Genomic DNA, 19919 nt, shown 5'->3' on the forward strand with positions numbered 1-19919 from the left:
TTCGCGGGGATGACGGTGATTGGGGATTGGGGATGACGGTGATCGGGGACGACGATGGGGGACGGAACGTCAGCCCCGTCGCGATGCGCTCCACACGCACACCAGCCACAGCGCCAGCAGCGCGCGCTGCGCGATCGGTCCCGGCAACCACGCGGCCGGCATTGCGTTGAGCACGATCACCACAGTTCCCGCAGCGATCAACAGCCCCGCCCAGCCGGCCCGGCCCTGGGCCCTGCGTACGCCGAAGCCCAGCAACACGGCGCCAGGCGCGAACGACAGCCACCACAGCAGCCACGCGGTCGCGTGTCGCTGGCTTTGGGCATTCTCCAGATCCTCTGGGTCGAGCGGCCACAGTCCCTGCGCCGCGAATGCCAGCGCGGAGATGGCCAGCATCCACACGCCGATCGCGGCGCTGCGGCCGGCACCGCCGGGCAAGCGCGCGCGCAGGCGCACCGCCACGAATGCCGCCAGCAGTCCCGGCACGACGAAGCACAGCAGGTTGAAGGCAAGCGCCCCAGGCACACCGCGCGCTCCCAGCAGCGCGATCGGATGCTGTGTGTGCGAGAACGGTTCGAACGCGGCGGCGAAGGCGAATATCGCGCCGGCACAGCACAGCACGGCCAGGGTGCCGGCATGACGATCGAACGACGTGGCGAGACGACTGTGTGCGCTAGGGTTCACGAGGGTCCGGCGATTCGGAGCAACGGCCCTTCATGCTAGCGTGCCGACCGCCCGGCGATGCTTGCCAAGCATCCCGCCCGCCCCCATTTCCTGCCACTGACCCGAGCCCGAGCCGAGCACTGCTGATGACGACCGAACCCTCCCCCACCTACGTCTTCGACGCCACCGCCGACAACTTCGAGGCGCAAGTGCTGCAGAAGTCCCTGCAGACGCCGGTGCTGGTCGACTTCTGGGCGGAGTGGTGCGGCCCGTGCAAGACGCTCGGACCGATCCTGGAGAAGCTTGCTGCCGACTACCACGGCGCCTTCGAACTGGCCAAGGTCGACGTCGACAAGGAGCCGCAATTGGCCGGCGCCTTCCAGGTGAGGTCGATCCCGACCGTCTTCCTGGTCAAGGACGGGCAACTGGTCGACGGCTTCCCCGGCGCGCTTCCGGAGGGCCAGATCCGCGAATTCCTCAAGCACCACGGCGTCGAACCGGGCACCGCTGCCGAGCCGGAAGCCGTTGAAGCACCGGCGCCGGTGCTGGACCCGCACGAGGAAGTGGTGCGCCTGCGAGGCGAAGTCGCCGCCAATGCCGACAACGCCGAGCTGCGCCTTGAGCTGGCCCTGGCCCTGCTCAAGACCGGCGCCGCGCAGGAAGCCGAGCAGTTGCTCGACGGCCTGCCCGCCAACCTGGCCACCGACGATCGCGCCCAGCGCGCGCGTTCGCGGCTGGAGTTCGCCTCGCTGCTCAAGGACGCGCCGCCGGCCGCGGTGCTGGAGGCCTCGATCGCGAGCAATCCCGACGACCTGCGCGCCCGCCACATCCTCGGCGCCCTGCACATCGTCGACGGCAACGCCGAGGCCGGCCTGGAGCAGTTCCTGGAGATGCTGCGCCGCGACCGCACCTACGCCGAAGGCCTGCCGCGCAAGGCGCTGATCGATGCCTTCCGGGTGGTCGAGGACGAGGATCTGGTGGGGCGCTATCGCCGCCGGATGTCGTCCCTGCTGTTCTGACGGGGGCGGGGCGGCTTCCTCAATACGCATCCGTATGGCAGGCTATCCGCCCCACCCGCCTCTCCCGCCGAATGAAATCCAGCCACCTGCGCCTCGGCCTGAACCTCTGGCCGCCGTTCCTGTTCAGCGGTATCCGCGTCACCGCCATCGCCGCCGATTACCGCCATGCCCATGTCGAACTGCGCATGCGCCCCTGGAACCGCAACTACGTCGGCACTCACTTCGGCGGCAGCCTGTTCGCCATGACCGACCCGTTCTGGATGCTGCTGACGATGAAGGCCCTGGGCAGCGAGTACTGGGTCTGGGACAAGGCCGCGGAGATCGAATTCGTGAAGCCCGGACGAGGCACGGTCCATGCCGACTTCCGCCTCGACGAGCGCACGCTCGTCGAACTGCGCCAGGCCACTGCCACCGGTGCCAAGACGCTGCGCTGGTTCAACACCGACGTCACCGACAGCGACGGCGACGTCGTCGCGCGTCTGCGCAAACAGCTCTACGTCAGGCAGAAACCCAAGCATCGTGACGCCGCGGAAGTGGCTTAAAACAAGCGTGTTTTGCCTGTTTTCGACATAAACTGACGCTGTGCGTCATCACAATTGTCTTCACATCCCAGATGTGAGGATGGCGTCGTGAGCTTTGCGAATCTACGGCGTATGCTCCCGTTTCGCGACAGGGGGACGCGATGTCCGGACCAGCATCCAACATCGACAACGCATCGCCGTTACCGGAGATCACCGGCTTTCACCTGCACAAGGTGATCAACCACGGTGGCATGTCGACCGTGTACCTGGGCAACCAGATCGCGTTGTCGCGCGAAGTCGCGATCAAGGTGATGCTGCCGCTTGCACTGGCCGACGAAGTCAGCCGACGCCGCTTCGAAAACGAAGTGCGCACGATCGCGCGCCTCGAACACCCCAACATCGTCACCATCCATGAAGTCGGCCGCACCCGCGACGGCCTGCCCTACTACGCGATGCCGTTCCTGCCGCGCGGCCACCTCGGCCAGCGAGATCTGAGCAAGGACGAACCGCGCGCCGTCGAAGTCGCACTCACGCTGCTGTCGGCGCTCGACTACGCGCATTCACGCGGCGTCGTCCATCGCGACGTCAAGGCCGAGAACGTATTGTTCGACGACAGCGAGCGCGTGCTGCTCGCCGACTTCGGCATCGCCCTGCGCCGTGGTTTCGGCCCGCGCGTCACCGCCGCCGGCCTGGCCGTGGGCAGCACCGCCTACATGGCGCCGGAACAGGCGCGCGGCGAAGACGTCGACGGTCGCGCCGATCTCTACAGCCTCGGCGTGCTGCTATGGGAGATGCTCACCGGCCGCCTGCCGTTCGAGGCCGCCGATGCGCTGTCGATGGCGGTGATGCACGCGCAGGATCCGATTCCGAAGTTGCCGCAGCACCTGCATCACTGGCAGCGCTTCATGAATCGCGCGCTGACCAAGCAGGCCGCGCACCGCTTCCAGGATGCCGCGCAGATGGCCAATGCCATCCGTGCCGTGCAGCAGCGCAAGCCGTGGACGGCCGCACTGGAAGCAATCGAAAGGCTGCGTCCCTCCAAGCGCTGGGCAACGCCGATGTGGGCCGCACTGGCCGTCGCCGCGGTCACGCTGGTCGTGCTGGGTTTCAGCATCGGTCGCGACGACGATCAGGACGGCAACCGTTCTGCCTCGACCGAGGTCGTCGCCACCGCGCCGACGGCCTCGACCACCGACGACCCGACGGACGCAATGCTGCAGCCGCTGCCGGAAGCACCGTTGCAGCGCGCGCTCGATGACGCCAAGCAGCAGATCGCGCGCGGCCGCCTGACCGAACCCGACGACGCCAACGCCTTCGACAGCGTCCTGCTGGCGTGGCATACCGACAGCACCCACCCCGACGTGGCCAAGGCCATCGACGACCTCACCTTCGCGCTGTCGGCCCAGATCGTGCGCAGCGTGCGCGACGACAAGGACCAGCGCGCGCGCGACCTGTTGACGCATGCCAACAACCTCGGCCAGCAGACCGGCACCGCCAGCTCTCCGGCACAGTCGGACCTGCGCATGCAGGCCAGCAAGGCGCTCGACACGCGGCTGGAACAGGCGGTCAAACGACGCGACAAGGCCGAAGTGGAGCGCACCACGGCGCTGGCCACACAGCTCGACCTGCCGCGCAAGCTCGACCCGCGCCTGCTCGCCAAGGCCAAGGCAATGCCGACCGGCCTTGCCCGCGGCGCCACCATCGACGTGACCTCGCAGGCCAGCGCCAAGGTCAGCGTGACGATGACGCCGCGCCCGGTGTCGCGCCGAGAGTACGCCCGCTTCGCCGCCTCCAACGGCCGCACGCCTACGCTCTGCCGCGAGCGCGCCTCGCTGCTGCGCGTGATCGACCCGCGCGACTGGCAGAAGCCTGGCTTCAAGCAGGAAGAGAACGACCCGGTCGTGTGCATCTCGCTCGAGGACGCCCAGGCTTACGCGCAGTGGTACAGCGCCCAGACCGGTCGCCGCTATCGCCTGCCCAGTGCGGAGGAGGCTGCCCACTTGCGCAGCGACAGCGGCAACCGCGCGCTGTCGATGTGGCTGCGCGACTGCGGCAGCAACTGCCAGCAGCGCCAGGTCGCCGGCGAATCCTGGCGCAGCCGCCAGGACCAGCGGACGCTCGTGGCAGAACGCGGCTATGACGACGTCGGCTTCCGCCTGGTGCGCGAACGCTGAGCCACCCGCCCGGCCGGGGCAAGCCGCGGTGCCCTACAATCCGCGCCATGTCCGAGACCATCCCCGGCGGCCGCCCCGCCCCGAACCGCCCCAGCCTGCAACGGCTCTTCCTTACCGGCCTGCTCACGCTCCTGCCGATCTGGCTGACCTGGGTCGTCGTCAAATTCGTGTTCGTGCTGCTCTCGGACATCAGCCAGCCGCTGATCACCCCGGTGCTGCAGAACCTTGCCGCGATGTCGCCGCAGACGCTGTCGTGGCTGGTCGAGCCGTGGGTGCGCACGGTGCTGGCGATGCTCGCCACGGTCGCGGTGATCCTGTTCTCCGGCGTGATGGCACGGCGCGTGTTCGGCCAGCGCATGCTGCGCTGGTTCGAAGCACTGATCGATCGCATCCCGCTGGCCAGCACCATCTACGGCAGCGCGCGCAAGCTGCTCGACATCCTGCAGACCAAGCCCGATGGCACCCAGCGCGTGGTGCTGATCGACTTCCCGCATACCGAGATGAAGTCGATTGGTTTCGTCACCCGCGTCCTGCGCGAGCAAGGCACCGGTCGCGAGCTCGCAGCGGTGTACGTGCCGACCACGCCGAACCCGACCTCCGGCTACCTGGAGATCGTGCCGGTGGAGAAGATCACGCCGACCGACTGGAGCGTCGACCAGGCGATGAGCTTCATCATTTCCGGCGGCGCGGTCAGCCCGGACACGATTCCGTTCAGTCCGCCCGGCCAGCCGGCCCGCTGAGTCATGCCCAGCCGTTGACATGGTACCACTTGCTGGTACCATTCCGGCATGACACGGACGTCAGAACTCAAGCGGCGGCACGCCGCCACGCTTGCTGCCATCTTCGCCCGCCCGGTATCGGGGACGATTCGATGGAGCGACATCGAAGCACTCTTCGTCGTGCTGGGCGCGATGGTTGAACAACGAGAAGGCTCGCGAGTGGCGATCATCTGGAATCAACAGGTCCATGTTTTCCACCGCCCTCACCCGCAGCCCGAGACCGATAAAGGCGCAATAGCCAGCGCCCGCAAATGGCTGGAGTCCAATGGAGTGACCCCATGGGCATGACCAACATTCTCGAGATCCGCGGCCACAACGCCGTGATCAGCTATGACCCGGACGCCCATCTTTTCCGAGGCGAATTCCTCGGCCTCAATGGCGGCGCCGATTTTTATGGCGACAGCATCGCCCAACTGGTGCAGGAGGGCGAACGTTCGCTGCAGGCGTTCCTCGATGTTTGCAAGGAGCGCGGCATCGACCCGGTCAAGCAGTTTTCCGGTAAGTTCCAGCTGCGAATCAAGCGCGAGATTCACGAACGGGCGACTGTCATCGCGGCGGCCAGGGGCATCAGTCTCAACTCGCTGATCGAGGAAGCCATCGAGCATGAGCTCGACGAAGTAGCCTGATTTCTTCCGTCCAATCATCGTCACCGCACCACAGAGGACATCGCTGGATGGAACCCACGATCGGCCGCGCCTCGCGCATGAGTTGCCCCGCATGAGCCTCCAGGGACGCACGCTGCACGATCGCGCGGTGTGGTTGTTCATCGTCCTGAGCGCGTTTTTCTGCGTCAACGCGGTGCTGGCCGAATTCATCGGCGTCAAGATCTTCGCGCTCGAGGACACGCTCGGCATCGCGCCGCTGGAGTGGAACCTGTTCGGCCAGACCGGTTCGCTGAGCTTCACCGCCGGCACGCTGCTGTGGCCCGTGGTGTTCCTGATGACCGACGTCATCAACGAGTTCTTCGGCCGTCGCGGCGTGCGCATGATCTCGTGGCTGGCGGCGGTGCTGATCGTGTACGGGTTCGTGTTCGCCTTCGCTGCAATCTCGATCGCGCCCGCGGACTGGTGGGTCAAGGCGGCGCAACCGCAGGGCGTGAGCGATTACCAGGCGGCGTTCGCCGCCGTGTTCGGCCAAGGTCTTTGGACCATCGGCGGCTCGCTGGTCGCCTTCATGCTTGGCCAGCTGATCGACGTCTCCGTGTTCCACCGCATCCGCAACATCACCGGCGAGAAGTACGTGTGGCTGCGCGCGACCGGCTCGACCGCGGTATCGCAGCTGGTGGACAGCTTCGTCGTGCTCTACATCGCCTTCGTGCTGGGGCCGCAGAAGTGGCCGACCTCGCTGTTCCTGGCGGTCAGCACGGTCAACTATGCCTACAAGATGCTGGCCGCGATCGCGCTTATTCCGCTGATCTACCTGGTACGCGCCGGCATCACGCGCTATCTGGGCGAAGTCCGGGCGAAGCAGCTGCGCGAGGAAGCGGCGCTGGTGTAGGCGGAGGGGCCTTTCTACTGCGGCCGTTCCGGCCTACGCGCAGGGCGAACGGGGTCACATTCCGTGACTTCCGACCTAAGCGCCCCTCGCCCGCGTCGGCCATGCTTGGGCATTCGGCCTTGCCCGGGGACCCTGTATGCCGTTGCTGCGCCCGCTTGCCCTCGCACTTGCTCTCGCCCTTGCCGCCGCTTCCACGCCGGCCCTTGCCGCCGACACTCCGGCAGCCGCATCGCAGACGGCTAAGACTGCCCGCCTCAACGCGCTCTACGAGCAGTACTGGGAAGAGTTGCTCAGGCTCAATCCGCTGCAGGCGACGTTCCAGGGCGACAACCGCTACAACGACCTGCTGCCCAACACCCTGTCGGCGCAATACCGTCAGCAGATGCACGACTTCAACACGCGCTGGCTGCAGTCGGTGAAAGCAGTCGGCAGTGATGGCCTCGCCGGCCAGGAACTGCTGAGCTACCAGATCTTCGTGCGCGACCGCGAGAAGTCGCTGGAAGCCGAGCAGTTCCCGACCTGGCAGCAGCCGGTCAACCAGTTCTACAACTTCGCCGCCACCGTCGCCCAGCTCGGGTCCGGCACCGGTGCACAACCGTTCAAGACGCCGGCCGACTACGAGAACTGGCGCAAGCGCGCCGCGCAGGTGCCGGTGCTGTTCGCGCAGGCCATCGCCAACAGCCGCGAGGGCATGAAGAACGGGGTAGTGCAGCCGCGCGCACTGATGGTGAAGGTGATCCCGCAGCTGGATGCGCTGATCAAGGACAAGGCCGAGGACACGCTGTTCTGGAATCCGGTCAAGACCTTCCCGGCCGGCTTCTCCGATGCCGACAAGCAGCGACTGACCGCCGAGTACAAGACGATGATCGAAGGCCAGCTGATGCCGGCCTACCGCCAGATGCGCACCTTCATCAACGATGAGTACCTGCCGGCCACGCGCGCCACCTCCGGCCTGGATGCGCTGCCCAACGGCGCGGCCTGGTATGCGTTCAACGCGCGCAATTCGACCACGACCAACCTCACGCCCGCGCAGATCCACCAGATCGGCCTGGACGAAGTCGCGCGCATCCACGGCCTGATCGGCAAGGTCATGCAGCAGGTCGGCTTCAAGGGCTCGATGAAAGAGTTCTTCAAGTTCATGCAGAACGATCCGCGCTTCAGCTTCAAGGACGAGCCGGCACTGCTCGCCTACTACCGCGGCCTGGAAGCGAAGATCAACGAGAAGATCCCGGAGCAGTTCTCGCTGACACCGAAGGCGCCGTTCGAGATCCGCCCGGTCGAGGCGTTCCGCGCGCAGTCCGCGGCCGGCGGTTCGTACCAGCGCCCGAGCCAGGACGGCAGCCGTCCGGGCATCTTCTACGTCAACACCTACGACCTGCCTACCCGCAAGACCTGGGACGCGGAAGATCTGTACCTGCACGAAGCGATCCCGGGCCACCACTTCCAGCTCGCGCTGCAGCAGGAGCTGACCAACCTGCCCAAGTTCCGCCGCTTCGGCAGCGAGACCGCCTTCAGCGAAGGCTGGGGCCTGTACGCTGAATCGCTCGGGCAGGACCTGGGTGTCTACGAGGACCCGTACAACTACTTCGGTTATCTGCAGAACGAGCTGTGGCGCGCGATCCGACTGGTCGTCGACACTGGCCTGCACAGCAAGGGCTGGACCCGCGAGCAGGTGATCGCCTACATGCTCGACAACTCTGCCGAGAGCGAGACCCAGTCCACCGCCGAAGCCGAGCGCTACATGGCCATCCCGGCGCAGGCGCTCGCCTACAAGATGGGCGAGCTGAAGATCCAGGAACTGCGCGATCGCGCCGAGAAGGCCCTGGGGCCGAAGTTCGACGTGCGCAGGTTCCACGCCGAAGTGCTCAAGGACGGTTCAGTGCCGCTTGAGATTCTCGAGGGCAAGATCGACCGCTGGATTGCCTCGGAGAAGGCCGCCGGCTGAAGCAACACTTTTTTCACGCTCCAGATCAGCATTCAGATCCGCATTCACCAGGAGATCCATCCATGAAGCTTCGCCCGCTCCTGCTCGCCATCGCCGTCACTGCTGCGATCGCCGGCTGCAAGCCCTCCACCGAGACGGCCACCCCCGCCGCACCGGCCGCCACCCAGAATTCGCAGGCCAAGGCCGACCAGCTCAACAAGCTGTACGCCGACTACTGGGAAGCCAATCTCAAGCTCAACCCGATCGCGGCCACCTTCCAGGGCGACCCGCGCTACAACGACCAGCTGCCTGATTACTTCTCCGCGCAGTACCGCGAGCAGAGCAAGCAGTTCGTCACCGAGTGGCTGGCCAAGGTTGAAGCCGTCGGCAGCGAAGGCCTGACCGGCCAGGACCTGCTGAGCTACGAGATCTTCGTCGAAGACGCCAAGGACACGCTGGAGTCGTTCAAGTACCCGGATTGGCAGCTGCCGATCAACCAGATGCATTCGCTGCCGTCGCTGGCCGTGCAGCTGGGCTCCGGCACTGGCGCGCAGCCGTTCAAGACCGTCAAGGATTACGACAACTGGCTGGCGCGCGCGAGCAAGCTGCCGACGCTGTTCGACTCGGCCATCACCAGCATGAACGAAGGTGTCACCGCCGGCGTCGTGCAGCCCAAGGCGCTGATGATCAAGGTGATCCCGCAGCTCGACGCGCTGGTCAAGGCCAAGCCCGAGGACACGCTGTTCTGGGGCCCGATCACGCAGATGCCCAAGGACTTCTCCGACGCCGACAGGAAGCGCCTGACCGACGCCTACCGCGCGATGATCGCCGACCAGCTGATGCCCGCGTACAAGAAGCTGCGCGCCTACATCAACGATGAGTACCTGCCCAAGACCCGCGACACCGTCGGCCTGGACAAGCTGCCGAACGGCGCGGCGTGGTATGCGTTCAACGCCAAGCAGAGCACGACCACCGACCTGACCCCGGATCAGATCCACAAGATCGGCCTGGACGAAGTCGCGCGCATCCATGGCGAGATCCACAAGGTCATGGAGCAGGTCGGATTCAAGGGCTCGATGCAGGACTTCTTCAAGTTCATGCAGAACGATCCGCGCTTCAGCTTCAAGGACGAGAAGGCGCTGCTGGAGTACTACCGCGCGCTCGAGGCGAAGATCAACCAGAAGATCCCCGAGCAGTTCTCGCTGATTCCCAAGTCGCCGTTCGAGATCCGTCCGGTCGAGCCGTTCCGTGCGCAGTCCGCGGCCGGTGGCGAGTACATGACGCCGAGCGAGGACGGTACGCGCCCGGGCATCTTCTACGTCAACACCTACGACCTGCCGACGCGCAAGACCTGGGATGCCGAGGACCTGTACCTGCATGAGGCAATCCCGGGCCACCACTTCCAGCTGGCGCTGCAGCAGGAGCTGAAGAACCTGCCGGCGTTCCGCCGATTCGGCGGCGAAACTGCGTTTGCTGAAGGCTGGGGCCTGTACGCGGAGTCGCTGGGCAAGGACCTGGGCGTCTACACCGATCCGTACAACTACTTCGGTTACCTGCAGAACGAACTGTGGCGCGCGATCCGCCTGGTCACCGACACCGGTCTGCACAGCAAGGGTTGGACGCGTGAGCAGGTGATCAAGTACATGCTCGACAACTCCGCCGAGAGCGAAACCCAGGCCACCGCCGAAGCCGAGCGTTACATCGGCTGGCCGGGGCAGGCGCTGGCGTACAAGATCGGCGAGCTGAAGATCAAGGAGCTGCGTGCAAAGGCCGAGAAGGAACTGGGCCCGAAGTTCGACATCCGCGAGTTCCACGCCGAAGCGCTGAAGGACGGCGCGGTGCCGTTGAGCATCCTGGAAGCCAAGATCGATCGCTGGATCGCTGCCAAGAAGGGCTAAGCCCACCGTTCGTCCTGAGCGTAGGACCGCAAGGTCCGAGGTGGAAGGACCCCGCTGCACCCGAACAGGCCGGCTTCCCGCCGGCCTGTTTTTTTGCGTCCGCGAAACTGAACCGAATGGAGCTTGAATTCTAACTTTCGGCCGCAAAATCCTTGGTTCAGCAATGCCTTACGACAATACCCGGATGCTCAAGCCCCGCACCCTGCTCCTGGCCGCCGCTGCCCTGTTGCCGGCCTCGCCCGGACTCGCCACGCGAAAGGCCGGCGAGCCGGCCACCGTGAGGTTTTCACCGCCTGTCGCGGCCGCGACGCTGCCGGCTTCGCCGCTGGCGCGACTGGCGCCGGGTGCCGATCCGAAGGTGCTCGACCTGGCGCAGGCGGCGATGCAATGCGCGCAGGCCAGTGGTGTCGGTGCAAGCGCGCGCAGGCTGGCGGTCATCGACTACAGCCGCCCTTCCCTGCTGCCGCGCCTGTGGGTGTTCGACCTCGCCGCCGGCAAGCTGCTCTACGAAGAAGTCGTAGCCCATGGCCAGGGCTCGGGCGACAACCTGGCGACGCGTTTTTCCAATCGCGATGGCAGCCATCAGTCGAGCCTCGGGTTGTTCGTCACCGCCGACACCTACACCGGCAAGAACGGCTACTCGCTGCGGATGCAGGGCCTGGAGCCCGGCGTGAACGATGCGGCGATGGCGCGCGCGATCGTCATGCACGGCGCTCCGTACGTCGATGCCGCACAGGGCAAGCGCATGGGTCGCCTCGGTCGCAGCTGGGGTTGCCCGGCCGTGCGCAGTGCCGTCGCCAAGCCGATGATCGACCTGCTCAAGGGCGGGCAGTTCGTGTTTTCGTACTACCCGGACCAGGCCTGGCTGGCGCGCTCGGCGTTGCTCAATTGCCCGGCCGCGCGGCGCCAGCATGATGCCCTCGTGCATCACGACACAGCGGTTGGTCCGGCATCGGGTTGATGTTGTGCAGACGCCTTGCTGGCGTCTACACACGCGTGCGTTAGGCTTGTGGCACATAAAAGAACGGATCGCCTGATGCCTGGCTTCACTCCGCGCCTGCTCGCCGCCAGCTTGTCCCTGCTGCTGTGCGTGGCTGCCAACGCCGCCGTGCCCTCCTGGGGCGCGCGCGAATCCAGTCCCGCCAACACGCCGCCGGCGCAACTCAAGCCCGGACAGTGGATCTGGGGCGGCGACAATCGCGCCGGGCCGTTGGCAGTGGTGGTGAGCCTCACCGAGCAGCGCGCCTACGTGTACCGCAACGGCATCCCGATCGGGGTGAGCACGGTCAGCACCGGCAGGAAGGGTTACGAAACGCCGACCGGCGTCTTCACCATTCTGCAGAAGGACGCCGATCACCGTTCAAGCAAGTACAACGCGGCGCCAATGCCGTACATGCAACGCCTGACCTGGGACGGCGTCGCCCTGCACGCCGGCGGCCTGCCCGGCTACCCCGAGTCGCACGGCTGCGTGCATCTTCCGTCCGAATTCGCGCGCCTGCTGTTCGGCTCGTCGAACATGGGCATGACCGTGGTGGTGTCGCAGGAAGGCAAGTCGCCGGAAGACATCGTTCATCCGGGCGCGCTGAGCCCGATCGATCCACACACCGGCGCCGAGGCGGGGATTCCGCCGCTCGAGGACGGACAGAAGTACCGCTGGCGCCCGGAAGTGTCGACCGAGGGCCCGGTGTCGATCCTGCTCAGCGGCTCCGACGGCCGCGTGATCGTCTACCGCAACGGCATCGAGATCGGACGCTCGCGCGTGCTGATCCGCAATCCCGAGAAGCCGCTTGGCACGCATGCCTACATCGTCAAGGAAGGCTACCTGCCCGGCGACAACCCGCTGCTGCCGGGTACGCAGATGCCGAACTGGAGTGCGATCGGCATCCCTGGCGGCACCGATCCGTCGGGCATGCTGCTCGGTCCGGAGACGATCAATCGCGTGGTGATTCCGCACGATTTCGTCGCCGCGGTGTTGCCGCTGCTGAGTCCGGGCGTGGTCATGCTGGTGACCGACGCGAGGATGACGGACACCACCACTGGCGGCGCGCCAGTGCAGGTGCTTGATTCGGATCCGCCGGAAAAGTGAGCGGCGTTTAATTAATTGATCCGGTTTCCCATCGTCCGGGCCTTGGCCATCATGTCGCCTGGTCGTCCACCAGATTCGAACCATGCGCGCAGACACTTCGCCGCCATCACCGATCACCCTGCACGATGGCAGGACGCTTGCGTACCGCCGCTACGGCCGCCCGGATGGCAAGCCGCTACTGTTTTTCCATGGCTTCCCCGGATGCCATGTGCAGGCGTCGCTGATCGATGAGCAGGCTGCGCGAGCAGGGATTGCGCTGATCGCGCCGGATCGTCCGGGATTCGGCTACTCGAGCCCGGCGCCACAGCGGACGATCCTGTCCTGGGTCGACGACGTACGCCAGCTGACGCAGGCATTGCAACTGTCGCGCTTCGGCGTGCTTGGAATCTCGTGCGGCGGCGCCTATGCCCTGGCGTGCGCGCACGAACTTGCCGATCGGCTCGATTACGTCGGGCTGGTCGCGGGCATGGGTCCGATGGATGTGCCCGCGATCCGCCGCCAGCAGCACCCGGCACTGAAAGTACTGTTCGGCCTGGCACGTATCAGCCCGCGACTGGTGACGCCGATGTTGCGGATGGATCAGCGCATGTTCGCGAAAGATCCTTTGGCTGCCCTGCGGCGACTGTCGTCGATGATGACGCCGCCCGATCGCGACTTCATTGCCGGCAACGACGAGATTGCCGGCAGGTTCGCGCAGAGCCTGGCAATGGCGTATCGCGAGGGCATCCACGGCGCGATGGCGGAGGCGGCGTTGATCGCACGTCCGCGCGGATTCGAACTGTCCGCGATCAATGCACCGGTGCACGTCTACCAGGGCGGGTTCGACCGCAATGTTCCGCCCCGGATGGGCGAGTACATCGCCGCCAATCTCGCTCGCGGCGTCTACCAATATTTCCCCGACGAAGGGCACCTGTCGATCGTGTGCAATCGCGCGCCGGAATACCTCTCGGATTTCACAGCGGCGCCGGCTGGCAGTTAGATACACAAACAAAAAACCCCGGTCTCGCGACCGGGGTTTTCGTCATGCACTACCGCGTGGATCAGCCGCTGAAGCCGCTGCGCGAGCCGCGGCCGGCACCCTGGCCGCCGCTGCGATGTTGCTTCGGACCTGCGTGCGCGTGACGCGCCGCCGGCTTGCCGTGCGGACGGTGCGACGGCTTGCGCGGCTGGCTGGCGCCGCGCGGGTTCGGGATCGGAGCGTTCATCTGGATCGGACGGCTCGCTTCGAAGCCCGGCACCGAGACCAGCTCGATGTCGGCCTTGAGCATGCGCTGGATCTGGCGCAGCAGACCGCCCTCTTCCGGTGCGACCAGCGACAGCGCTTCACCCGTGGCGCCGTTGCGGCCGGTACGGCCGATGCGGTGCACGTAGTCTTCGGCGACCATCGGCAGGTCGTAGTTGATCACCAGCGGCAGGTCCGGAATGTCCAGGCCGCGCGCGGCGACGTCGGTGGCGACCAACACGCGGGCCTTGCCCGACTTGAAGTCGCGCAGGGCCTTCTGGCGCTGTGCCTGGCTCTTGTTGCCGTGGATGGCAACCGAGGCCAGGCCCGACTCTTCCAGCTGCTCGGCAAGGCGGTTGCAGCCGTGCTTGGTGCGGCCGAACACGATCGCGCGATCGGTGTGGCGACCGGCGAGGATCGACACCAGCAGGTCACGCTTCTTGGCGACATCGACCGGGTGGGCGCGATGCACGATGGTCTCGGCGATGGTGTTCTGCGCGGCGACCTGCACCTGCTTGGGGTGATGCATGAACTCGAGCGCGAGCTGCTTGAGCTGCGACTCGAACGTGGCCGAGAACAGCATCGTCTGGCGCTCGCGCGGCAGCTTGGCGAGGATGCGCTTCATGGCCGGCAGGAAGCCCATGTCGAGCATGCGGTCGGCTTCGTCGAGCACGAGCACTTCGATCGCGTCGAGCTTGACCGTGCCGCGCTCCATGTGGTCGATCAGGCGGCCCGGGGTGGCGACGAGCACGTCGACGCCGCGGCGGAACAGCTCCACCTGCGGGCCCATGCCGGCGCCACCGAAGATGGCGGCGATGTTGAGGCGGACGTGGCGGGAATAGCCACGCAGGCTCTCGGTGACCTGCACCGCCAGCTCACGCGTCGGCACCAGGATCAGGGCGCGCGGACGACGGAAGCCGTTCGACGGGGTCTGCTTGGACATGCGCTGCAGCAGCGGCAGGCCGAAGGCAGCGGTCTTGCCGGTGCCGGTCTGGGCGCCGCCGAGCAGGTCGTGCCCGGCCATGGCCAGCGGGATCGCTTCGGCCTGGATAGGTGTGGGGACGGTGTAGTTCTGGTCGGCGAGCGCGCGCAGCAACGCGGGCGAAAGCCCGAGGGATTCGAACGTCATGTGGTGAAACTCCTTTGGCTCGCGACGCCCGTCTACGCCCACGAAAAAGGTGGGCGCGCGATCGATTGTCGCGTTGATGGCTCCAGCGTTCCCTAAAACCGCGCTGTGAGCGATCGAATTGGACGGCTGCCGGATGCTCCGGGCCGTGTCTGCGCGACGAAAGACGTGCGGGATAAAAGCCGTGATGACTGGCCCAATGTCTGGGCCAACGGCGGGCATACCTGGGAAACGTACCCTTGCGGGGAGGCAGCCGTGCGCTGAACGGGGCGGACTCTACGCGAAAGGCGGGTCCGGTGCCAGTCCGGGGGGCCGGGCGGTTAAGGCGCGGGCGGCGGATGGCCCCTCCCCAACCCCTCTCCCGCAGGCGGAAGAGGGGCTCCATGGGTGGCGAGGGCCCCAGGAGGCGGTGGCGGCGCCCGTGGGCGGCTCCGGGCGGTTTGTGCGACCCTTCGCCCAAGTCGCATCGGGACGGGATTCATGGAACGAAATGCCGGATGGCTGGCGGGCCGGGTGCTGGTGGCCAGCGTGTTCATCGCCATGGGCAGCTACCGCCTGCTCGCCTGGGCCGGCGGGGAAGCCATCGGCAGCGCCGCCCTAATCGCCAGCACCGCCGAACTGCTGCTGGGCCTGGCGATGGCCGCCGGTTGGCAACTGCGCTGGACCGCGACCCTGGCGGCCGTGGCGATGCTGGTTGATGCCTTGGTCTCGCACCCGTTCTGGTCGTTCGAAGGTGCGCAGCGCGGGGCGCAACTGCTGCACTTCATGAAGAATGTATCGATCATCGGCGGCCTGTTGCTGCTGGCATTCGCCAATCGCCACCGCCACCACTGAAGCCGCCACTTAGATCCCGCTAAACGATGAGTACTTCTTTGCTGCGCCAGCGCGGCCACCAGGACAGCAGCCGCGTTTCCATGGTCGAACTGTTCTTCGATCTGGTGTTCGTGTTTGCGGTCACCCAACTGTCGCATGCCCTGCTCGCCGATCTGAGCGTGAAGGGCGCCATGCAGACGCTGCTGCTGTTCCTGGCGCTGTGGTGGCTGTGGATCTTCACCTCGTGGGTCACCAACTGGCTCGACCCGGAGCGCCCGCCGGTGCGGGTGATGCTGTTCGCGCTGATGCTGGCCGGGCTGCTGCTGTCCTCGTCGATCCCGCAGGCGTTCGGCGAGCGCGGGCTGGTATTCGGCGCGGTGTTCGCTTCGATGCAGGTGGGACGGACCATTTTCGTCGCCTTCGTCATGCGTGGCCACAGCCCGGTGCATTTCCACACGTTCGTCCGCATCGCCTCGTGGATGTCCCTGTCGGCGGTGTTCTGGATCCTCGGCGGCCTTGCCGACGGACCTTCGCGCGCCAGTTACTGGATCGCCGCCGTTGCGATCGAATACATCTCGCCCGCCGTGTACTTCTGGGTACCGGGACTGGGACGTTCGACCACCGCCGACTGGGACGTCGACGGCCACCACCTCGCCGAACGCTGTGGATTGTTCGTGATCATCGCCCTGGGCGAATCGATCCTCGTCACCGGCGCGACGTTCGCGGGCCTGGCCTGGACGGCCGTGACGGTCACCGCCTTCGTCAGCGCCTTCCTCGGCAGCGTGGCGATGTGGTGGATCTACTTCGACAGCGGTGCCGAACGCGCCAGCCATCGCATTTCGCATTCCGATGATCCGGGCCGCCAGGCGCGGCTGATCTATACCTACCTGCATCTGCTGATTGTCGGCGGCGTCATCGTCTGCGCGGTTGCCGACGAACTCGTGCTTACCCACCCCCAGCACGCCACCGATGCCGGCCTGGCCGCGATCCTCGGCGGACCGGCGCTGTACCTGGCTGGCAACGCGCTGTTCAAGTGGGCCAGCTACGAGCGTCGTTCGCCGCCGCTGTCGCATTGCGCCGGGCTGGTGCTGCTGGCCGCGCTGACGCCGATCGCCATTTCGCTGCATATGTCGGCGCTGGCCGTGGGCATGGCGACGACTGCGGTGCTGGTGATGGTGGCGGTGTGGGAAACGATCGCGCTGCGGCGCGCGCGCTGATCAAACCTCCAGCACCATTCCCGGCCGCGCAAGCACCGCCTGCACGCCAAAGCGCTCGCCGATTTCCCCGGCCAGCGCTTCACGCGCCTTGTCTTCACCGTGTACCAGCGCCAGCGGCGGATGGCCTTCGATCGCGCCGTACCATTCCATCAGGCCACGCTGGTCGGTGTGCGCCGACAAGCCGCCGACCGTGTGGCGCTGCGCATTGACGCGCACGTCCGAGCCATGGATGCGCGCCCACGAAGCGCCATCGACCAGCCTGCGCCCGAGCGTGCCTTCGGCCTGGTAGCCGACGAACACCACGTGTGTCTGCCTTCTATCGAGGCGGTGGCGGAAGTGGTGCAGGATGCGCCCGGCATTGGCCATGCCGGAACCGGCGATCACTATCGCGCCGCGTTCGATGCGGTTGATCGCCATCGACTCCTCGCGTGAAGCGGTGATGTGCAGGTTCGGCAGGCGGAACGGATTGGGCTTGTCCTGCCACACGCGCCGCGCGTCCTCGTCGAACAGTTCGGCATGGCGGTCGTAGATGTCGACCACCTTGGCAGCCATCGGGCTGTCGAGGAAGATCTGCCAGCGCGCCAGCTGCCACTCGTCCCAGTGCCGCGCAAACCAGTAAAGCAGTTCCTGGCTGCGCCCGACCGCGAAGGCAGGGATGAGGACGTTGCCGCCCTCGTGCCAGGCCGTGTCGAGGATGCCGCCAAGTTCGCGGATGGTCTCGGCACGATCGCGATGCAGGCGGTCGCCGTAAGTGGATTCCATCAACACCAGGTCGGCGCGGTCGATGGTTGCCGGGTCGCGCAGGATGGGTGTCCCCTTGGGACCGAGATCGCCGGAGAACACCAGCTTGCGGCCATCGGCCCACACTTCCACGCTCGATGAGCCCAGGATGTGGCCGGCTTCGCGGAAGGCGATGTCGACGCCCGGCAGCACTTCGCTGCGCTGGTCGTACGGCAGCGTGCGCACCTGCGCCATTGCCGCCTGCACGTCCTCTCGCGTGTAAAGCGGCAGCACTTCCGGCTCGCCATGGTGGCGATGGCGGTTGGCGCGCTCGGCGTCGCCCTCCTGGATCGAGGCGGCATCGAGCAGCATCACCGGCATCAGCTCGGCAGTCGCCTGCTGGGCGTAGATCGGTCCCTTGAAGCCACGCCGTACCAGCAATGGCACGCGACCGATATGGTCGATGTGGGCATGGCTGATGACCAGCGCGTCGAGCGCGGCCGGATCGAACGGGAACGACTCGTGATTGCGCCGCTCCGCCTCCGGGCTGCCCTGGATCAGGCCGCAGTCGAGCAGCAGCCTGCGGCCCGCCGCCTCGACCTCGTGCAGCGAGCCGGTGACCTCGCCCGCCGCCCCATGGAAATGCACGCGCATCGCCGCATCCTTTGCCGATAGTGGTGACAGGCGAAACCTAGCATGGGCGCTGGCAGGCTCCGTGATCGCCGGCCGCCCGCATCACGACAAACGCGGCCACAATTGCCGTCTGCCCGCTTTGCCGCCCGTCCCGAGAAGTCCCCCGATGACCAAGCCCCTGCTGTCCACCGCCCTCGCCGCTGTCCTGGCCAGCGGCACGATCCATGCTGCCGAGCACATCGACCTGCTCGTGCGCGATGCGACCGTGATCGACGTCGTCGACGGCAAGCGCCACCCGCACCAGGCGATCGCGGTACGCGATGCACGCATCGTCGCGATCGTCGACGAGGCCCGCGCCAGCCGCTTCGATGCCGCGCAGACGGTCCATGCCAGCGGCAAGTTCGCGATCCCCGGCCTGTGGGACATGCACGTGCATTTCGGCGGCGGCGAGGCCCTGATCGAAGAGAATCGCAACCTGCTGCCGCTGTACGTCGCCCATGGCATCACCGCGGTGCGTGACGCCGCCGGCGACCTCAGCCCGAGCGTGTTCGAATGGCGCGCAGCGACCGCCGCCGGAAAGTTGCTCGGACCCAGGATCTTTACGTCCGGACCGAAGATCGAAGGCTACAAGTCGATCTGGCCCGGCGACCTGGAGATCGGTTCGATCGCCGAGCTGAACCAGGCGCTCGACAAGCTGCAGGGTTGGAAGGTCGACTTCGTCAAGATCACCGACAACACGCTGTCGCCGGAACTGTTCATGGCCGCGGTGAAGGAAGCCGGACGTCGCGGCCTGAAGACCTCCGCGCACGTGCCCTACCCGATCACCATCGATGAAGTCAGCGCCGCCGGGCTGAGTTCGGTCGAACACATCGACTACGCCTTCAAGGCCGGTTCGCCGAAGGAGAAGCAACTCGGCGAAGCAATCGCCCGCGGCGAAATGAACAGCCGCGATGCCTGGACGCAGTGGAACGCCACCTTTGACGTGAACCTGGCCAAGGCGACCTACGCGCGCATGGCCAAGCGAGGCACGGCGGTGACGCCCACCCTCAACGGCAGCGAGGTCGTGGCCTTCCTCGACCAGGACGACCACCGCAACGACGACTACCTCAGGTACATCGGTCCGGGCCTGCAGGCGACCTACACCTGGCGCGTCGAACGCGCGGCCAAGGACGACGCGGCGGCGATTGCCGCGCGCCACCTGCGCTTCGAACGCAACGCCTCGGTGCTGCCGCTGCTGCAGCAGGCGGGGGTGACGATCCTGGCCGGCACCGATGCCGGCTTCCTCAACTCGTACAACTACCCCGGCATCGGCCTGCACGACGAGCTGGCGCTGCTGGTGAAGTACGGCCTGACGCCTCTCCAGGCGCTGCAGGCCGCGACCATCAACGGCGCCCGCTTCCTCGGTCACGACGACACCAACGGCACGCTGGCCGCGGGCAAGGCCGCCGACATCGTGCTGCTCGACGCCGACCCGCTGCTGGACATCGCCGCAACCCGCCGCATCGATACGGTGGTGATGAAAGGCCAGGCCTACGACCGCAGCCACCTCGACGCGATGCTGGCCGACGTGGAGGCGCGGGTGGCTGCTCAGCGGGCACAGGCGAAGCCCTAAAAACCACAGACGAAGCCT

The 19919-nt window shown here is 66.5% G+C and carries 18 protein-coding genes; 15 read left to right on the forward strand and 3 right to left on the reverse strand.

Annotation, left to right across the window (positions count from 1 at the left end; genetic code table 11):
• Positions 1 to 69 precede the first annotated feature (69 nt).
• A complete protein-coding gene (locus AC3A3Q_RS16815; protein ID WP_487587320.1) occupies positions 70 to 681 on the reverse strand; it encodes a DUF998 domain-containing protein in 612 nt (203 codons plus the stop codon).
• Between the two features lie 125 nt (positions 682 to 806).
• Here AC3A3Q_RS16815 and trxA point away from each other — a divergent pair, with 125 nt between their 5' ends.
• From trxA to AC3A3Q_RS16875, 12 genes are all read left to right on the forward strand, one after another.
• Entirely contained in the window at positions 807 to 1679 is an 873-nt protein-coding gene (trxA, locus tag AC3A3Q_RS16820; protein WP_487587321.1) for a thioredoxin, read from the forward strand.
• Between the two features lie 71 nt (positions 1680 to 1750).
• Positions 1751 to 2221 (forward strand): DUF4442 domain-containing protein, encoded by a 471-nt coding sequence (locus AC3A3Q_RS16825; RefSeq protein ID WP_487587322.1) that lies wholly within the window; start codon positions 1751 to 1753, stop codon positions 2219 to 2221.
• A gap of 140 nt (positions 2222 to 2361) precedes the next feature.
• Positions 2362 to 4374 carry a serine/threonine-protein kinase gene (locus AC3A3Q_RS16830; RefSeq protein WP_487587323.1) on the forward strand — a complete coding sequence of 671 codons (2013 nt, stop codon included), beginning with the start codon at positions 2362 to 2364 and terminating at the stop codon, positions 4372 to 4374.
• A gap of 47 nt (positions 4375 to 4421) precedes the next feature.
• Positions 4422 to 5114: a DUF502 domain-containing protein gene (locus AC3A3Q_RS16835; protein WP_487587324.1), complete on the forward strand. Its 693-nt coding sequence runs from the start codon at positions 4422 to 4424 to the stop codon at positions 5112 to 5114.
• A gap of 48 nt (positions 5115 to 5162) precedes the next feature.
• Complete coding sequence (locus tag AC3A3Q_RS16840) at positions 5163 to 5441, forward strand: type II toxin-antitoxin system HicA family toxin (RefSeq protein ID WP_487587325.1); 279 nt, start codon at positions 5163 to 5165, stop codon at positions 5439 to 5441.
• On the forward strand, positions 5432 to 5779 hold the full coding sequence (locus AC3A3Q_RS16845; RefSeq protein ID WP_487587326.1) for a type II toxin-antitoxin system HicB family antitoxin: 348 nt from the start codon (positions 5432 to 5434) through the stop codon (positions 5777 to 5779). The genes AC3A3Q_RS16840 and AC3A3Q_RS16845 overlap by 10 nt, the downstream gene beginning before the upstream one ends.
• 91 nt (positions 5780 to 5870) lie before the next feature.
• Positions 5871 to 6650: a queuosine precursor transporter gene (locus AC3A3Q_RS16850; protein ID WP_487587327.1), complete on the forward strand. Its 780-nt coding sequence runs from the start codon at positions 5871 to 5873 to the stop codon at positions 6648 to 6650.
• Positions 6651 to 6786: 136 nt separating this feature from the next.
• Complete coding sequence (locus AC3A3Q_RS16855; protein ID WP_487587328.1) at positions 6787 to 8595, forward strand: DUF885 domain-containing protein; 1809 nt, start codon at positions 6787 to 6789, stop codon at positions 8593 to 8595.
• 62 nt (positions 8596 to 8657) lie between these two features.
• Entirely contained in the window at positions 8658 to 10472 is a 1815-nt protein-coding gene (locus AC3A3Q_RS16860; RefSeq protein WP_487587329.1) for a DUF885 domain-containing protein, read from the forward strand.
• Between the two features lie 184 nt (positions 10473 to 10656).
• Positions 10657 to 11433: a murein L,D-transpeptidase catalytic domain family protein gene (locus AC3A3Q_RS16865; RefSeq protein ID WP_487587330.1), complete on the forward strand. Its 777-nt coding sequence runs from the start codon at positions 10657 to 10659 to the stop codon at positions 11431 to 11433.
• Between the two features lie 75 nt (positions 11434 to 11508).
• Entirely contained in the window at positions 11509 to 12558 is a 1050-nt protein-coding gene (locus AC3A3Q_RS16870) for a L,D-transpeptidase (RefSeq protein ID WP_487587331.1), read from the forward strand.
• Positions 12559 to 12640: 82 nt separating this feature from the next.
• Positions 12641 to 13537, forward strand: a complete 897-nt coding sequence (locus tag AC3A3Q_RS16875) for an alpha/beta fold hydrolase (RefSeq protein ID WP_487587332.1) — start codon at positions 12641 to 12643, stop codon at positions 13535 to 13537.
• 61 nt (positions 13538 to 13598) lie between these two features.
• Here AC3A3Q_RS16875 and AC3A3Q_RS16880 read toward each other — a convergent pair whose 3' ends face one another.
• Entirely contained in the window at positions 13599 to 14909 is a 1311-nt protein-coding gene (locus tag AC3A3Q_RS16880; RefSeq protein ID WP_487587333.1) for a DEAD/DEAH box helicase, read from the reverse strand.
• A gap of 477 nt (positions 14910 to 15386) precedes the next feature.
• Here AC3A3Q_RS16880 and AC3A3Q_RS16885 point away from each other — a divergent pair, with 477 nt between their 5' ends.
• Together AC3A3Q_RS16885 and AC3A3Q_RS16890 are read left to right on the forward strand one after the other, a co-directional pair.
• On the forward strand, positions 15387 to 15740 hold the full coding sequence (locus AC3A3Q_RS16885) for a DoxX family protein (RefSeq protein WP_487587334.1): 354 nt from the start codon (positions 15387 to 15389) through the stop codon (positions 15738 to 15740).
• A 26-nt stretch (positions 15741 to 15766) separates the two neighbouring features.
• Complete coding sequence (locus AC3A3Q_RS16890; protein ID WP_487587335.1) at positions 15767 to 16936, forward strand: low temperature requirement protein A; 1170 nt, start codon at positions 15767 to 15769, stop codon at positions 16934 to 16936.
• Here AC3A3Q_RS16890 and AC3A3Q_RS16895 read toward each other — a convergent pair whose 3' ends face one another.
• Positions 16937 to 18310, reverse strand: coding sequence for an MBL fold metallo-hydrolase RNA specificity domain-containing protein (locus tag AC3A3Q_RS16895; RefSeq protein ID WP_487587336.1), 1374 nt, complete (start codon positions 18308 to 18310; stop codon positions 16937 to 16939).
• 145 nt (positions 18311 to 18455) lie between these two features.
• On the opposite strand from AC3A3Q_RS16895, the gene AC3A3Q_RS16900 reads away from it, so the two are divergent.
• Complete coding sequence (locus AC3A3Q_RS16900; protein ID WP_487587337.1) at positions 18456 to 19901, forward strand: amidohydrolase family protein; 1446 nt, start codon at positions 18456 to 18458, stop codon at positions 19899 to 19901.
• The last annotated feature ends 18 nt before the right edge of the window (positions 19902 to 19919 follow it).

The sequence above is a fragment of the Lysobacter sp. Soil_C_59 genome, assembly GCF_057656415.1.

Bases quoted from the DNA above. Each gene is read 5' to 3' on its own strand.
- AC3A3Q_RS16870 (WP_487587331.1), top strand. From the start codon at position 11,509: ATGCCTGGCTTCACTCCGCGCCTGCTCGCCGCCAGCTTGTCCCTGCTG.
- AC3A3Q_RS16830 (WP_487587323.1), top strand. From the start codon at position 2,362: ATGTCCGGACCAGCATCCAACATCGACAACGCATCGCCGTTACCGGAG.
- AC3A3Q_RS16895 (WP_487587336.1), bottom strand. From the start codon at position 18,310: ATGCGCGTGCATTTCCATGGGGCGGCGGGCGAGGTCACCGGCTCGCTG.
- AC3A3Q_RS16840 (WP_487587325.1), top strand. From the start codon at position 5,163: ATGACACGGACGTCAGAACTCAAGCGGCGGCACGCCGCCACGCTTGCT.
- AC3A3Q_RS16850 (WP_487587327.1), top strand. From the start codon at position 5,871: ATGAGCCTCCAGGGACGCACGCTGCACGATCGCGCGGTGTGGTTGTTC.
- AC3A3Q_RS16885 (WP_487587334.1), top strand. From the start codon at position 15,387: ATGGAACGAAATGCCGGATGGCTGGCGGGCCGGGTGCTGGTGGCCAGC.
- AC3A3Q_RS16860 (WP_487587329.1), top strand. From the start codon at position 8,658: ATGAAGCTTCGCCCGCTCCTGCTCGCCATCGCCGTCACTGCTGCGATC.
- AC3A3Q_RS16825 (WP_487587322.1), top strand. From the start codon at position 1,751: ATGAAATCCAGCCACCTGCGCCTCGGCCTGAACCTCTGGCCGCCGTTC.
- AC3A3Q_RS16880 (WP_487587333.1), bottom strand. From the start codon at position 14,909: ATGACGTTCGAATCCCTCGGGCTTTCGCCCGCGTTGCTGCGCGCGCTC.
- AC3A3Q_RS16865 (WP_487587330.1), top strand. From the start codon at position 10,657: ATGCTCAAGCCCCGCACCCTGCTCCTGGCCGCCGCTGCCCTGTTGCCG.
- AC3A3Q_RS16845 (WP_487587326.1), top strand. From the start codon at position 5,432: ATGGGCATGACCAACATTCTCGAGATCCGCGGCCACAACGCCGTGATC.
- AC3A3Q_RS16855 (WP_487587328.1), top strand. From the start codon at position 6,787: ATGCCGTTGCTGCGCCCGCTTGCCCTCGCACTTGCTCTCGCCCTTGCC.
- AC3A3Q_RS16900 (WP_487587337.1), top strand. From the start codon at position 18,456: ATGACCAAGCCCCTGCTGTCCACCGCCCTCGCCGCTGTCCTGGCCAGC.
- AC3A3Q_RS16835 (WP_487587324.1), top strand. From the start codon at position 4,422: ATGTCCGAGACCATCCCCGGCGGCCGCCCCGCCCCGAACCGCCCCAGC.
- trxA (WP_487587321.1), top strand. From the start codon at position 807: ATGACGACCGAACCCTCCCCCACCTACGTCTTCGACGCCACCGCCGAC.
- AC3A3Q_RS16890 (WP_487587335.1), top strand. From the start codon at position 15,767: ATGAGTACTTCTTTGCTGCGCCAGCGCGGCCACCAGGACAGCAGCCGC.
- AC3A3Q_RS16875 (WP_487587332.1), top strand. From the start codon at position 12,641: ATGCGCGCAGACACTTCGCCGCCATCACCGATCACCCTGCACGATGGC.